Here is an 11,802-nt window from a genome sequence, read left to right as displayed (position 1 = left end):
GGTACCACCCCTTCCCATCCCGAACAGGACCGTGAAACGACTTTGCGCCGATGATAGTGCTGCAACCAGTGTGAAAGTAGGTTATCGTCAGGCTAATTATTCGCAGAAGCCCGCTCAATTCGATTGAGCGGGCTTTTTGCTTTTCTGCGCTCTACATAGCTGCAGCTAACTTGTATAGGAAAATCCGCAACAAATTCTTATATAGGGAAAGTTTTCGCTGGAGTCAGCAGGTGTATGTACGGTAGCATTGCGCTCTTTTGTTATCCGACACTCAATATGACTGACAGCAGCGACACCATTCCGCGGCCCAGGCGGGCCAGATATTTCCGCCTTGCGGCATTGCTGGTGTCCTTCTCCTGCCTGACAGTCGCGATCACGGTGCTGCTCCAGCTGCTGCTCGTCGATCACTACGCCAACCAACACGCTTCCGAACAGGCCAGACTGCGCCTGCAGCAGCTGTCCTGGCAGATGCGGGACTCGCTCGACCGCACCCTGGACCAGGCGGTGCGCGACGTCTACCTGCTGTCGGCCCTGCCGCAACTGCGCCATCCCGCCGATCCGGCCGCAGCGCGCGAGATTCTCGAGAACCTGCAGCGCCATTTCAGCAATTACGCCTGGATCGGCATCGCCCAGCCCGACGGCAAGGTGCTGGCCGCGACCGCTGGACTGCTGGAAAATCGCGACGTCAGTTCGCGCCCCTGGTTCCATACCGGCGAGCAGGAGGTGACGGCCATCGATTATCATCCGGCCGCCCTGCTCGGCAAACTGCTGCCGCGGTCAAGCGATCCCTGGCGTTTCGTCGACATCGCCGGGCCGATCCGCGACGACGACGGCGCCCTTCGCGGCGTGCTCGCCATCCACCTGAGCTGGACCTGGGCGCGCAGCCTTGCCCGTGAGCTGCTGACGCCGGCGCAGCGCGATATCGGCGCCGAGATCATCGTCGTGCGCAGCGACGGCGTGGTCCTGCTCGGCCCCGACGATATCCTCGAGAAGTGCATTTCGACGGAAAGCCTGAGGCTGGCCCAGCAGGGCAAGACGGGCGCCATCACGGAGCGCTGGCCGGACGGCCATACCTATGTGACGGGTTACAGCCAGAGTGGACGCAGCCGCGAGCGCGCTTCCCTGCACTGGGCGGTCCTGGTGCGCCAGACGGAGCAGGCGGCGATGGCCTCGGCCCACCGTTTCGAACGCCGTGCAATGTGGTTCAGCCTGCTTCTTGCCGGGGTCCTGGCCGCACTGGCGGCCCTGATGGCCCGGCGCATCGTGGCGCCCCTGAAGTCGCTGAGCGGCGCCATGGAAAACATCGCCCAGGCGCCCGAGCAAGCGGTGCCGGAAGCGATTCCCGCAGCCGGCGGCTTCCATGAAGCACAAGTCTTGTCCAAGGCCTTGCGCGGCCTGATCCGCAACGAACGCCGCCACCGCGCGGCGCTCGAGGAGATGAACGCGCATCTGGAGGAAACGGTGGCCGCGCGCACCGCCGAGCTGGAAGGCCTGCTGATGCGCGACCTGCTGACCGGCCTGCCGAACCGGCGCGCCCTGATGCAGACACTGCCGGAAGCGATGGCGCGTGCGGCCCGCCTGCGGCGTCCCTGCGCGGTCCTGTTCCTCGACATGGATGGCTTCAAGCTGGTCAACGATACCCGCGGCCACGAAGAGGGCGACGAGCTGCTGCGCCGGTTCGGCGGCCGCATCCTGGCCGGCATCCGCGAGACCGATATGGCGGCGCGGCTTGCGGGCGACGAGTTCGTGGTGATCCTGGAGATGTTGAGCGACGAGCTGGACGCCGCCGCCAAGGCGGAGATCCTGCTGGCCCAGCTCACCCGGCCCTATGCCCTGAATGGCGGCAGCGTGCAGGTGGGGGCGAGTATCGGGGTGGCCCTGCACATGCCGGACCAGGCGCCGGATCCGGCGCGCCTGCTGGCCCGGGCCGACCAGGCCATGTACGAGGCCAAGCGCAAGGGCAAGAGCCGGATCGCGGTCGCGCCGGCGGAAGCCGTGTCCACCGAGGCGCGCTGACGCCTCGCTGTAGAAGAAGACGGCTCAGACGCCCCAGAGGACGTCGGCGCCCTGGTCGCGCGCCGCGCGCAGCATTTCCAGCAGCGGATAGGCGCGGGTCGGGAAGCTGACCATTTCGATCGGTTCGTGTTCGGCATCTTCGCCATCGCCGGCATGGGCCTTGACGTCCTGCTCGACTTCGTCCGTGACCTGGTGCTTGCGGCTCTCCTCGATTTCATGCTCGAGCAGTTGTACAGCCTTGGTGGCTTCGGCCGCCGTGATGACGCCGCGCTCCGGGTCCTTGCGCAGCAGGTCGAGGATGCGCATGGCATGTTCCTGCATCATCAGGACGTTGGGATAGGCTTTGGATTTGAAGGTGATTAGCATAGCTTTCTCGTTCATTCATGAGTAACCAAACGATAACACGACTCGCCGCGCGATGTCGGTGCGCGGCGCCACTTTGGACTCATGCCCGGCGCCGCAGCAGCCAGGCCAGCAGCAGCGCCAGCAGCGCGGCCGCCAGCACCCCGGCCGCGAACAGGGCGGTCGACCCGGCCGCCACGCCTTGCTCGGCCACCAGCGATACCAGCAGCCAGCTGAGCCCACCCCAGCAAAGCGTGTTGACGATCTCGAACACCGAGCACAGGAAGTTCTCCTTGCCGCGCATTTTGAAATCGCTGCGCAGTCCCGGGCGCCCCAGCCATTTCACGATCAGGGCCGCACTCAAGATTGCGCCCACCACGACGAAGCCGATCAGCACCGCGGCCAGCGGCGCACGCGCCATCAGCCACAGCAGGGGCAGGGCGACCAGCAGCAGCGGCGGCATCACCACGGCGGCCAGCTTGGCCAGGCCGATCGTGCGCGCGGCGGCGGGGGAGGATTGCAGCAGGTCCGGCGCATCCTCGGCCGAGACGATGATCCAGGCCAGGGAACTGGTGAGTGAGCTGCACAGCAGCGCCAGGCCGGCGCCGATCGCCGGACCCGGCGAATCGTTCTTGCGCAGGATGAGGAACAGCAGCGGCACCAGGTACACCAGCTGCAGCAGGACCTGCGAAATCAGGTGCGGATCGCGTGCGATCAGGCGCCACTCCTTGACCACCACGGTATCGAACAGGCTGCGCCGGAAGCGCATCCGCAAGGCCCCCTGCGGCCTGGCGATCGCACGTGCCGTACTGGCCGCCTCCTGCACGCCATGCACGAAGAAGCGGTGGGTGCGGTCGACCGTCAGCATGAAGGCGGCGATGCCGAGCACGGCCATGCCCAGCATCGGCAGTGGCTCGCCGAGCACGGCACGGCCAGGTAGCCACAGCGGGCTGCCGGGTGCCAGCCATGGGGACTCCGCGAGGTGCTGCAGCGTGCGCTGGGCCGCACCTCCGCCGGCCGTCTGCGACACCAGCGAAAACGACTGCGACAGCAGGAACAGCAGCGCGCCCGCCACCGCACTGAGCACCTGCGCCAGCACCCGCGTGCGGCGCGCGCCGAGCAGGCGTACCAGCGCCAGCGTGAGCAGCATGCCGAGGCAGGCCATCAAGGTCGACGTGGTCGCAATCGCCACATATACGCCGATCCAGCGGAACTGGCCGAGCGCCACGCCGACGTGGACGAGTGGCCCGAGCAGGAACAGATAGAGGGCGGCGCAAGCCAGGACCACGCCCAGCAGGCGCACCGTGAAGATGCTGCGCGAGGGCAGGGGTGAAGACAGCAGCAGGTCGAGGTCGCCGCGCTCGAACAGCGCCAGCACGCTGGCCTTGAGTGAACTCGAGAGCATGAAGGTGCCGATCGCCGCCAGCGCCAAGGTCGCCAGGATCGCCATGCGCGGATCCATGACGCCGTCCGGCCCGAGCTTGCGGAGGACGGCAAAGGCGCCCACGTGCAGCAGCGTCCAGGCCAGCACCCACACCGCGATGCTGACCCAGCTCATGCGCCGCTTGCCGCCCGCATTCACGGCGGCGCCATACCAGGCCATGCGCAGCTCATGGCGCAGCAGCCAGCGGCTCGATCCCGGCGGCGCGCTCACGCCTGCTCCGTCAGCTGCAGGAACACGTCTTCCAGGCTGCCGCCCAGGGTACGCTCGCGCAACTCGGCCAGCGTGCCTTCGGCGATCAGGCGGCCCTCGCGGATGATACCGATGCGTTGCGCCAGGCGTTCGGCCACCTCGAGGATGTGGGTGGTCAGGATCACGGTGCCGCCCTGGTTGACGTGGGAGACCAGCAAGTCCTTCACCTGGCGCGCGGCGGCCGCGTCCAGGCCGGTCAGCGGCTCGTCCAGGATCAGCAGCTGGGGTTCGTGAATCAAAGCCCCGGCCAGCGCCAGCTTCTGCTTCATCCCGCGCGAAAAACCCTCGGTCAGTTCGTGCGCGTGCTTGGTCAGGTCCAGCCAGTCGAGCAGGCGGCGGGCGCGCGGCTCGGCATCCTCGGGCGTGATGCCCCACAGGCCGGCCACGAATTCGAGGTATTCGGTGGGCTTCAGCTTTCCGTACAACATCGGGTCATCGGGGAGGTAGGCCATCTTCTGCTTGGCCGCGGCCGGGTTGGCCGCGAGATCGATGCCGAGCACCTCGATCTGGCCGGCGTCCGGCGCCAGCAGGCCGGTCACCATGCGCAGGGTGGTGGTCTTGCCGGCGCCGTTGGGGCCGAGCAGGGCATAGAGTTCGCCGCGGCGGACGCTCAGGTCGATGCCGTCGACGGCCGGGCGGCCGAAAGCCTTGCGCAGGGAGCGCAGCTGCAGTGCTGGGGTATCGCTGTTCATGGTAGCGGACGTATCAACGGAGGGTGAAGGAAGTGAGGAACTGCTCGACCTGCTCGGACGGCATGGCGTTCGTCTTGCCGAGCACGATGACCTGGTAGAAGCGCTTGCCGCGCGCCTCGAAATGGCCGACCAGGCGCACCGGCTGGCCGTTGCTGCTGCCGGCGACGTCGATGTCGCTGACCGATCTGCCGCCGGATTCGGCATGCGCGGCGGCCCGTTCGCCGACGGCGCCGATATTGCGCGTCAGGGCCCGCACCATGGCCGGCACCGCGGCGCGCGCATGCTCCTCGTCCGGTGCCTCGGCCGAGCCGACCGCGAAGGTTGCGCCGTCGACTTCGGCAGCCGTCATCGTCATGCTGACCTGCATGCCGTCGAGGTCGACGGTGCGGGTGACACTGGCCGGCTTGGCCGGGAACATGACCCGGTAGGGCGCATCCTGGCTGGCGTAGTCGCGCCAGTTGTACTTGGGGCTGCAGGCGCCGAGCAGGGCGCTGGCCAGCAGGACGGAAATAACCGGCAAGGGGAGACGGATTTTCATGGGGCGATGGTATCAGCGCCCCGCGTCGTCGGCCAGCAGAATGTTGCAATAATTTAATCTCGTCAGCGCCGCTCAGGCGTCGAGCAGGCCCCTGCGGTACTGGATCGCCTCGGCCACGTGTTCGGACTGCACCTGGGAAGCCTCCGCCAGGTCGGCAATCGTCCTCGCCACCTTCAAAACCCGGTGATAGGCCCGCGCCGACCAGTGCAGGTGGCGCATCGCATTACGCAGCAACTGCTCGGCGGCATCGTCGAGTTCGCAATGGCGGTCGATCTCGCGGGTCGACAAACGCTGGTTGGCCTTGCCCTGGCGCGCCACTTGAACAGCGTGGGCGCGCGCCACCCGTTCGGCGATGTGGCTGCTCGCCTCGCCGTCGGCCTGGGCCGCCATCGATTCCGGCGCCATCGCCGACACCGGCACCTGCAGGTCGATGCGGTCGAGCAGGGGACCCGAGATCTTGTCCTGGTAGCGCAGCACCGCGTCATGACTGCAGCGGCATTTGCCGGACGGGTGGCCGAGCCAGCCGCAGGGGCAGGGATTCATGGCCGCGATCAGCTGGAAGCTGGCGGGAAAGTCGGCCTGGCGGGCCGCGCGCGAGATCGTGATGTGGCCGGATTCCAGCGGTTCGCGCAGCACTTCCAGCACGTGGCGGCTGAATTCGGGAAGCTCGTCCAGAAAGAGTACGCCATGATGGGCCAGCGAGATCTCGCCCGGGCGCGGCACCCCGCCGCCGCCTACCAGGGCCATGCCCGAGCTGGTGTGGTGCGGACTGCGGAAGGGCCGGCGGCGCCAGCGCTCGATCGAAAAACGTCCGGCCAGCGACTGGATCGCCGCCGACTCCAGCGCTTCCTCGTCGCTCAAGGCCGGCAGCAGGCCGGGAAAGCGCGAGGCCAGCATGCTTTTGCCGGCGCCGGGCGGGCCGACCATCAGTACCGAATGCAGGCCCGCCGCCGCGACCTCGAGGGCRCGCTTGACGTGCTGCTGGCCTTTCACGTCCGCAAAGTCGGGATAGCGCGGCGGCGTCAGGGCTTGCGGCGGCCGGTGGCGGGCCAGGCTGGCCTCATTGGCTCCATTCGCAGCCTGCGCAGCAAAGTGCGCACAGACCTCGAGCAGGCTGCGCGCCGGATAGATGGCGGCATCGGTGACCAGCGCCGCCTCGTCGGCGTTCGCATGCGGCAGCACGAAGGCGCGCCTGGCGCCGCCAGGGCTGCGATGCATGGCGAAGGTCATCGCCAGCGCGCCGCGGATCGGGCGCAATTCTCCGGACAGCGAGAGCTCGCCGGCGAACTCGTAGCGGTCCAGGCCCTCGCTGGGAATCTGTTCCGAGGCCGCCAGAATGCCCAGCGCGATCGGCAGGTCGAAGCGCCCCGATTCCTTCGGCAAATCGGCCGGGGCCAGGTTGATGGTGATACGGCGGTTCGGCAGCTCGAAGCCGGAATTCTGCAGCGCGGCGCGGACCCGGTCCTTCGATTCGCGCACCTCGGCATCCGGCAGGCCGACGATGGCCAGGCCGGGCAGACCGTTGGCCAGGTGCACTTCGACGCTGACGGCGGGCGCGTCCATGCCGGCCAGGGCGCGGCTGCGCAGTACTGCGAGACTCATGGCGGTCTACGGGAAGGTTGAAGATTTGCAGATGGTGCGGCCGAGGGCAATGCGACTGTTGAGTGCGCTCAAACGTGCGCTCTCTTAACGAGTTTGAGCCACTAGCCCAAGTGAAAGCCAAGTTGAAGGGTGACATGGGATAGTGATTGGATTTCCATGTGGCAACTTGTTATGCTTGGGTTTTCTGCATCCGGATTGCTCGCAATGACTAGAAATCGAATCCTCTTCGCTTATTGCGAAGAGCTGAAGGAATCCGTCAACATCGATACTGCGCGTCGTCACTTTCTTTCGGAGGACCCTCGCCCCGAGTGTTATCACTTTTTTTGCGATGACCCCCACTGCGGAAGCCAAAAAGTACGTATATCAGGGGTGAACTATCGTACGGCCGCAAATGAATCACCGAAGTATGTGACTGCGCACTATCGCAACTGGGACGAGCACAGCCCAGATTGCATGTGGGAGTCGGATTTGGACGAAGCCGGCCGCTTACGCGGTGAAACAGAAGCCGAGACAAAGCAGCGAAAACTGCGACTTAAGCTCAAAGACCTGGTTACAGACTTCGACCCATCGCTTGATGAAGGGGATGGCCTCGTTCGTCCACATGTGCAAGGTCCTGCTGGGGATGATGGCCCGGAAGTCGGAGATGGTAACGGACGTAATCGCAACGGCCAGGGGCAGCCAGGGCTATTGGGAGGGCGCACAAAAACAAATCAGCTGAGCCGGTTGGTTGAAACATATCGTGAGGCCAAGGAAACCTTGAGCCCGGAAGAGTTTTCCCAATTGGAGCTGCGCGTTACCAATGAAGGAGTAATGCCTCTTCACCAATATTTTTGCCGTATCAGCAGAGCAAACTATGACACTACGAATCGTGTAATCTTTGGCGGCGCTACGTTTGCCGAGTGGTACGGAGCCGGGTTCAAGCTGAAGTTCTATGACCGGGTCGATAAGAAATTCGTTTTTTTGTATGTGAGCCCGGCAAAAATGGAGGCTTACCGTTTCCGCAAGTACTTTAAAGAGATCCTATCCGACACAACGGTTGCCTACTTCACGGTTTTTGCTCTCGGAAGGTTAGAGGCTAGTCCGAAGGGCAATTCGGTAAATCTCATAGTCGATGATTTACGTCACTTGGACATCGTTCGTGGCAAAACGAAGGAGGCTGGAGCCAACGAGGTGTCAACTTAGACCGCAATCGACGCTTTGGATGGATGAAAGCGTCGAACGCCTCTGGCACCAAATCACGCCCCCTGCAAGCGTAAAGTTATTGATGCACGGAAAAAGGCTTCATCCGTCGATTCCAATAATGATGTTCAGGAGGACTTAGTTTCCCATTATTCGTTTCTAGCCCGTCGTCTTACTCGGCCGATATCTATTTGACGGCCAGATCCGTGGCATCGCGTATAGTCTTGCGATGCCTAAACTACTTCTGACCTTCGCCATCCTGGCGCTGCTGTTCTGCCTGCTGTGCGGGCCGGTGCTCTATGTGGCGCTCCGGTTCAGGCGGCGGGGGGATGTGGCGGCATTGCGGCCGCTGCGCGTCGTCTGGCTGGCGCAGCTGGCGCTGGCCGCCATCCTGATCTTCGTGGCCGACGATGCCCGGCTGGGCAATCCGGTCGGCGTCATGCTGGGCATCGTCATCGGCGTGAGTTTGGGCGGTGCCGCCCTGTTCGGGCTGTGGCGGCTCACGCGCCGCCTCGTGCTGCGTTAAACCTCAGACCTTCTGTTCCGACGTCACCGACGCCAGCTTCGCTTCCAGTTCCGCCACGCGCAGTTCCAGTGCGTCGAGCTTGGCGCGGGTCTTGGCCAGCACCTGGGCCTGGATGTCGAATTCTTCGCGCGTCACCAGGTCCAGCTTCGAAAAGCCCTGGGTCATCATGGCCTTGACGTTGCGTTCGATGTCCTTGGCCGGCGAATTCTCGATCGCCTGGTTGATCTTGCCCTGCAGATCATTAAAGAAGTTATTCATATCCATTTCTGTCCTTGGTGAAGCCGAGTGGTGCGCACTCATTTTGTGCGCGCCTCGCTGATTTAGTGCGTGCACCTGCGTGGCGCACGCCCTTGCGGCGTCATTTATGTTTTTGGCATATCAAAAATAGGGGCAGAGGCCTGCGAATACAAGGTCTGCCGCTCCATTCCGGGGTGGCACGCATCCTGCTAAAGCAAACATACAACATAGAAAAACAGGAAAGCGAAGTACGGATTGTAAACCCATCAGGTCCAAAGTTCATTTACCAGGGAGTGTCGTATGAAGCGTCGAAGCAGCAAGTGGCAGCACATCGCGATGGTCGCGGCGGGTTTGTGGAGCCTGGGTACCGGGCTGGCCGGGGCACAGGAGCAGGAGCAGAAGCCCGAGCACGAGGTCAGCTTCAACGCGGCGGTGACGAGCGATTACCGTTACCGCGGCCTGTCCCAGAGCCGCCTGGATCCGGCGGTGCAGGGCGGCGCCGACTATGTCCATAACCCGACCGGCCTCTACGTCGGCACCTGGCTCTCGTCCATCAAATGGACCAAGGACCTGGGCGGCAGCGGCAACGTCGAGTGGGATATCTATGGCGGCAAGCGCGGCAATCTCAGCGCCGACATCACCTACGACGTCGGCGGCCTGTACTACTTCTATCCGAATAACGGCCTGCATCCGAACGCCAACACCTTCGAGCTCTACGGCCAGCTGGGCTACGGGCCGGCCTACGTCAAGTACTCGCATTCGCTGACCAACCTGTTCGGCACCGCCGACAGCCGCGGCAGCGGCTACCTCGACATCGGCGCGAACGTCGACGTCGGTGGCGGCTTCGTGCTGAACCTGCACGCGGGCCACCAGGAAGTCCGCCACAACGGCGCGGTGTCCTATACCGACTACAAGGTCGGCGTGACCAAGGACCTCGGGGTCTGCTCGGTGGCGCTGGCTTACGTCAAGGCCAATACCAGCGGCTACCTGAGCCCGTCCGGAGAAAACCTCGGGAAGTCCGCGGCCCTGCTGTCTGTTTCAAAAACTTTCTGAAGAGGCAATCGCATGAAAATGATCACCGCCATCATCAAACCCTTCAAGCTCGATGAGGTCCGCGAGGCCCTTTCCGAGATCAATGTCCAGGGTATTACGGTGACCGAAGTGAAAGGCTTCGGCCGCCAGAAGGGCCATACCGAACTCTACCGCGGCGCCGAGTACGTGGTCGACTTCCTGCCGAAGACCAAGATCGAGGCGGCGGTCGACGACGCCATCGTCGACCAGGTGATCGACACCATCCAAAGCGCGGCACGCACCGGCAAGATCGGTGACGGCAAAATTTTCGTCTCCGATCTGGAGCAGGTAATCCGTATCCGTACCGGCGAGACCGGCAACGATGCGCTGTAAGGGGAATCTGATGATCCGCACACTCACCAAACTGATCGCAGGCTTCACTGTCGCCATGGCGCTCGGCGCTGCACTGCCGGTCCTGGCCCAGGATGCCGCTGCACCGGCCGCGTCGGCGCCGGCCGCCACCGCAGCCGCCGATGCCGGCGCAGCCGCTCCTGCGGCCCCGGCCGCTCCCGCCGCGGCAGCAGCGGCGGCCGCGCCGGCAAGCCCGGCCGCTCCAGCCGCCGCACCCACGCCGCAGAAGGGCGACACCGCCTGGATGTTCGTCGCCACCCTGCTGGTGATCATGATGACGATTCCGGGCCTGGCCCTGTTCTACGGCGGCCTGGTGCGCTCGAAGAACATGCTGTCCGTGCTGATGCAGGTCTTCATGATCTTTTCCGTCATCATCGTGCTGTGGTGCCTGTACGGCTACTCGCTGGCCTTCACCGAGAACAATGCCTTCATCGGCGGCCTCGACCGCGTATTCCTGAAAGGCATCTGGGATCCGGCCAAGGCGAGCTTCTCGACCGCCGCCACCTTCAGCAAGGGCGTGGTGATCCCCGAGTTCATCTATGTCGCCTTCCAGGGCACCTTTGCCGCCATCACCTGCGGCCTGATCGTCGGCGCCTTCGCCGAGCGCGCGCGCTTCGCGGCCGTGCTGGCCTTCGTGGCGCTGTGGTTCACCTTCGGCTACCTGCCGGTGGCCCACATGGTCTGGTTCTGGACCGGTCCGGACGCCATCACCAGTGCTTCGCTGGCGGCTGAAACCGCGAAGGGCGGCTGGCTGTGGCAGAAGGGCGCCCTCGACTTCGCCGGCGGCACCGTGGTGCACATCAATGCTGCCGTCGCCGGCCTGGTCGGCGCCATCATGATCGGCAAGCGCATCGRCTACGGCCGCGAGCACATGGCGCCGCACTCGCTGACCATGACCATGGTCGGCGCGTCCCTGCTGTGGGTGGGCTGGTTCGGCTTCAACGCCGGCTCGGCGCTGGAAGCGGGCGACGTCGCCGCGCTGGCCTTCATCAACACCCTGCTGGCGACCGCCGCGGCCACCGTCTCCTGGGTGCTCGGCGAATGGTTCACCAAGGGCAAGCCGTCGATGCTGGGCGGCGCCTCGGGCGCGGTGGCCGGCCTGGTCGCCATCACTCCGGCCTGCGGCTTCGTCGGTCCGATGGGCGCGCTGGTCATCGGCCTGGTGGCGGGCGTGGTCTGCCTGTGGGGCGTGAACGGCCTGAAGCGCATGATCGGCGCCGACGACTCGCTCGACGTGTTCGGCGTGCACGGCGTGGGCGGCATCCTGGGCGCGCTGCTGACCGGCGTGTTCGCCGCGCCGCAGCTGGGCGGGCAGGGCATCTTCGACTACACCACCAACAAGATGTCGGCCGACCCGTACTCGATCGCCGGCCAGGTGCTGGTGCAGCTCGAGGCGGTCGGCACCACCATCCTGTGGTCGGCGGTGGTCTCCCTGATCGCCTACAAGCTGGTCGACATCGTGATCGGCCTGCGGGTGCCGGAAGAGCAGGAACGCGAGGGCCTGGATATTACCAGCCACGGCGAATCGGCTTATCATTCCTGATCAGGCCCCGTG

General features: G+C 64.8%; 12 protein-coding genes and 1 rRNA gene. 7 read left to right on the top strand and 6 right to left on the bottom strand.

The window, feature by feature from the left end:
* Positions 1–93: ribosomal RNA gene (gene rrf, locus AC1DIX_RS24270) — 5S ribosomal RNA — on the top strand; the annotation flags it as partial.
* Between the two features lie 183 nt (positions 94–276).
* Positions 277–2,016 carry a sensor domain-containing diguanylate cyclase gene (locus AC1DIX_RS24265; RefSeq protein WP_477327974.1) on the top strand — a complete coding sequence of 580 codons (1,740 nt, stop codon included), beginning with the start codon at positions 277–279 and terminating at the stop codon, positions 2,014–2,016.
* 24 nt (positions 2,017–2,040) lie between these two features.
* Here AC1DIX_RS24265 and AC1DIX_RS24260 read toward each other — a convergent pair whose 3' ends face one another.
* The 5 genes from AC1DIX_RS24260 to AC1DIX_RS24240 all read right to left on the bottom strand — a co-directional run bounded on the left by AC1DIX_RS24260 (position 2,041) and on the right by AC1DIX_RS24240 (position 6,883).
* A complete protein-coding gene (locus AC1DIX_RS24260) occupies positions 2,041–2,382 on the bottom strand; it encodes a DUF1840 domain-containing protein (RefSeq protein ID WP_442124740.1) in 342 nt (113 codons plus the stop codon).
* A 79-nt stretch (positions 2,383–2,461) separates the two neighbouring features.
* Complete coding sequence (locus AC1DIX_RS24255) at positions 2,462–4,012, bottom strand: putative ABC transporter permease subunit (protein ID WP_477327973.1); 1,551 nt, start codon at positions 4,010–4,012, stop codon at positions 2,462–2,464.
* Complete coding sequence (locus tag AC1DIX_RS24250; RefSeq protein ID WP_442124738.1) at positions 4,009–4,743, bottom strand: ABC transporter ATP-binding protein; 735 nt, start codon at positions 4,741–4,743, stop codon at positions 4,009–4,011. The genes AC1DIX_RS24255 and AC1DIX_RS24250 overlap by 4 nt, the downstream gene beginning before the upstream one ends.
* 13 nt (positions 4,744–4,756) lie before the next feature.
* On the bottom strand, positions 4,757–5,281 hold the full coding sequence (locus tag AC1DIX_RS24245; protein WP_477254256.1) for a hypothetical protein: 525 nt from the start codon (positions 5,279–5,281) through the stop codon (positions 4,757–4,759).
* A gap of 72 nt (positions 5,282–5,353) precedes the next feature.
* Positions 5,354–6,883, bottom strand: a complete 1,530-nt coding sequence (locus tag AC1DIX_RS24240) for a YifB family Mg chelatase-like AAA ATPase (RefSeq protein WP_477327972.1) — start codon at positions 6,881–6,883, stop codon at positions 5,354–5,356.
* Between the two features lie 156 nt (positions 6,884–7,039).
* Between AC1DIX_RS24240 and AC1DIX_RS24235 the strand changes: the two genes are divergently transcribed.
* Together AC1DIX_RS24235 and AC1DIX_RS24230 are read left to right on the top strand one after the other, a co-directional pair.
* A complete protein-coding gene (locus AC1DIX_RS24235; RefSeq protein ID WP_477327971.1) occupies positions 7,040–8,065 on the top strand; it encodes a hypothetical protein in 1,026 nt (341 codons plus the stop codon).
* A gap of 226 nt (positions 8,066–8,291) precedes the next feature.
* Positions 8,292–8,588, top strand: a complete 297-nt coding sequence (locus AC1DIX_RS24230) for a hypothetical protein (RefSeq protein ID WP_477327970.1) — start codon at positions 8,292–8,294, stop codon at positions 8,586–8,588.
* Between the two features lie 3 nt (positions 8,589–8,591).
* Here AC1DIX_RS24230 and AC1DIX_RS24225 read toward each other — a convergent pair whose 3' ends face one another.
* The gene (locus tag AC1DIX_RS24225) at positions 8,592–8,852 is read right to left on the bottom strand and encodes an accessory factor UbiK family protein (RefSeq protein ID WP_442124733.1); all 261 of its coding nucleotides are present in this window, start codon (positions 8,850–8,852) and stop codon (positions 8,592–8,594) included.
* A 273-nt stretch (positions 8,853–9,125) separates the two neighbouring features.
* On the opposite strand from AC1DIX_RS24225, the gene AC1DIX_RS24220 reads away from it, so the two are divergent.
* Genes AC1DIX_RS24220 through AC1DIX_RS24210 form a run of 3 tightly spaced genes read left to right on the top strand, consistent with a single transcriptional unit; the run spans position 9,126 to position 11,790 of the window.
* Positions 9,126–9,878 (top strand): TorF family putative porin, encoded by a 753-nt coding sequence (locus AC1DIX_RS24220; protein WP_442124732.1) that lies wholly within the window; start codon positions 9,126–9,128, stop codon positions 9,876–9,878.
* Between the two features lie 12 nt (positions 9,879–9,890).
* Positions 9,891–10,229 (top strand): P-II family nitrogen regulator, encoded by a 339-nt coding sequence (locus AC1DIX_RS24215; RefSeq protein WP_442124731.1) that lies wholly within the window; start codon positions 9,891–9,893, stop codon positions 10,227–10,229.
* Positions 10,230–10,239: 10 nt separating this feature from the next.
* Positions 10,240–11,790, top strand: a complete 1,551-nt coding sequence (locus AC1DIX_RS24210; RefSeq protein WP_477327969.1) for an ammonium transporter — start codon at positions 10,240–10,242, stop codon at positions 11,788–11,790.
* Positions 11,791–11,802: the final 12 nt, after the last annotated feature.

Source organism: Massilia sp. 05N420, assembly GCF_056397205.1.
This window is presented reverse-complemented; position numbering and strand designations above follow the sequence as displayed.

Excerpts from the sequence above, each read along its gene's own strand:
- AC1DIX_RS24265 (WP_477327974.1), top strand. The coding sequence starts at position 277 with ATGACTGACAGCAGCGACACCATTCCGCGGCCCAGGCGGGCCAGATAT.
- AC1DIX_RS24260 (WP_442124740.1), bottom strand. The coding sequence starts at position 2,382 with ATGCTAATCACCTTCAAATCCAAAGCCTATCCCAACGTCCTGATGATG.
- AC1DIX_RS24250 (WP_442124738.1), bottom strand. The coding sequence starts at position 4,743 with ATGAACAGCGATACCCCAGCACTGCAGCTGCGCTCCCTGCGCAAGGCT.
- AC1DIX_RS24245 (WP_477254256.1), bottom strand. The coding sequence starts at position 5,281 with ATGAAAATCCGTCTCCCCTTGCCGGTTATTTCCGTCCTGCTGGCCAGC.
- AC1DIX_RS24235 (WP_477327971.1), top strand. The coding sequence starts at position 7,040 with ATGTGGCAACTTGTTATGCTTGGGTTTTCTGCATCCGGATTGCTCGCA.
- AC1DIX_RS24230 (WP_477327970.1), top strand. The coding sequence starts at position 8,292 with ATGCCTAAACTACTTCTGACCTTCGCCATCCTGGCGCTGCTGTTCTGC.
- AC1DIX_RS24225 (WP_442124733.1), bottom strand. The coding sequence starts at position 8,852 with ATGGATATGAATAACTTCTTTAATGATCTGCAGGGCAAGATCAACCAG.
- AC1DIX_RS24220 (WP_442124732.1), top strand. The coding sequence starts at position 9,126 with ATGAAGCGTCGAAGCAGCAAGTGGCAGCACATCGCGATGGTCGCGGCG.
- AC1DIX_RS24215 (WP_442124731.1), top strand. The coding sequence starts at position 9,891 with ATGAAAATGATCACCGCCATCATCAAACCCTTCAAGCTCGATGAGGTC.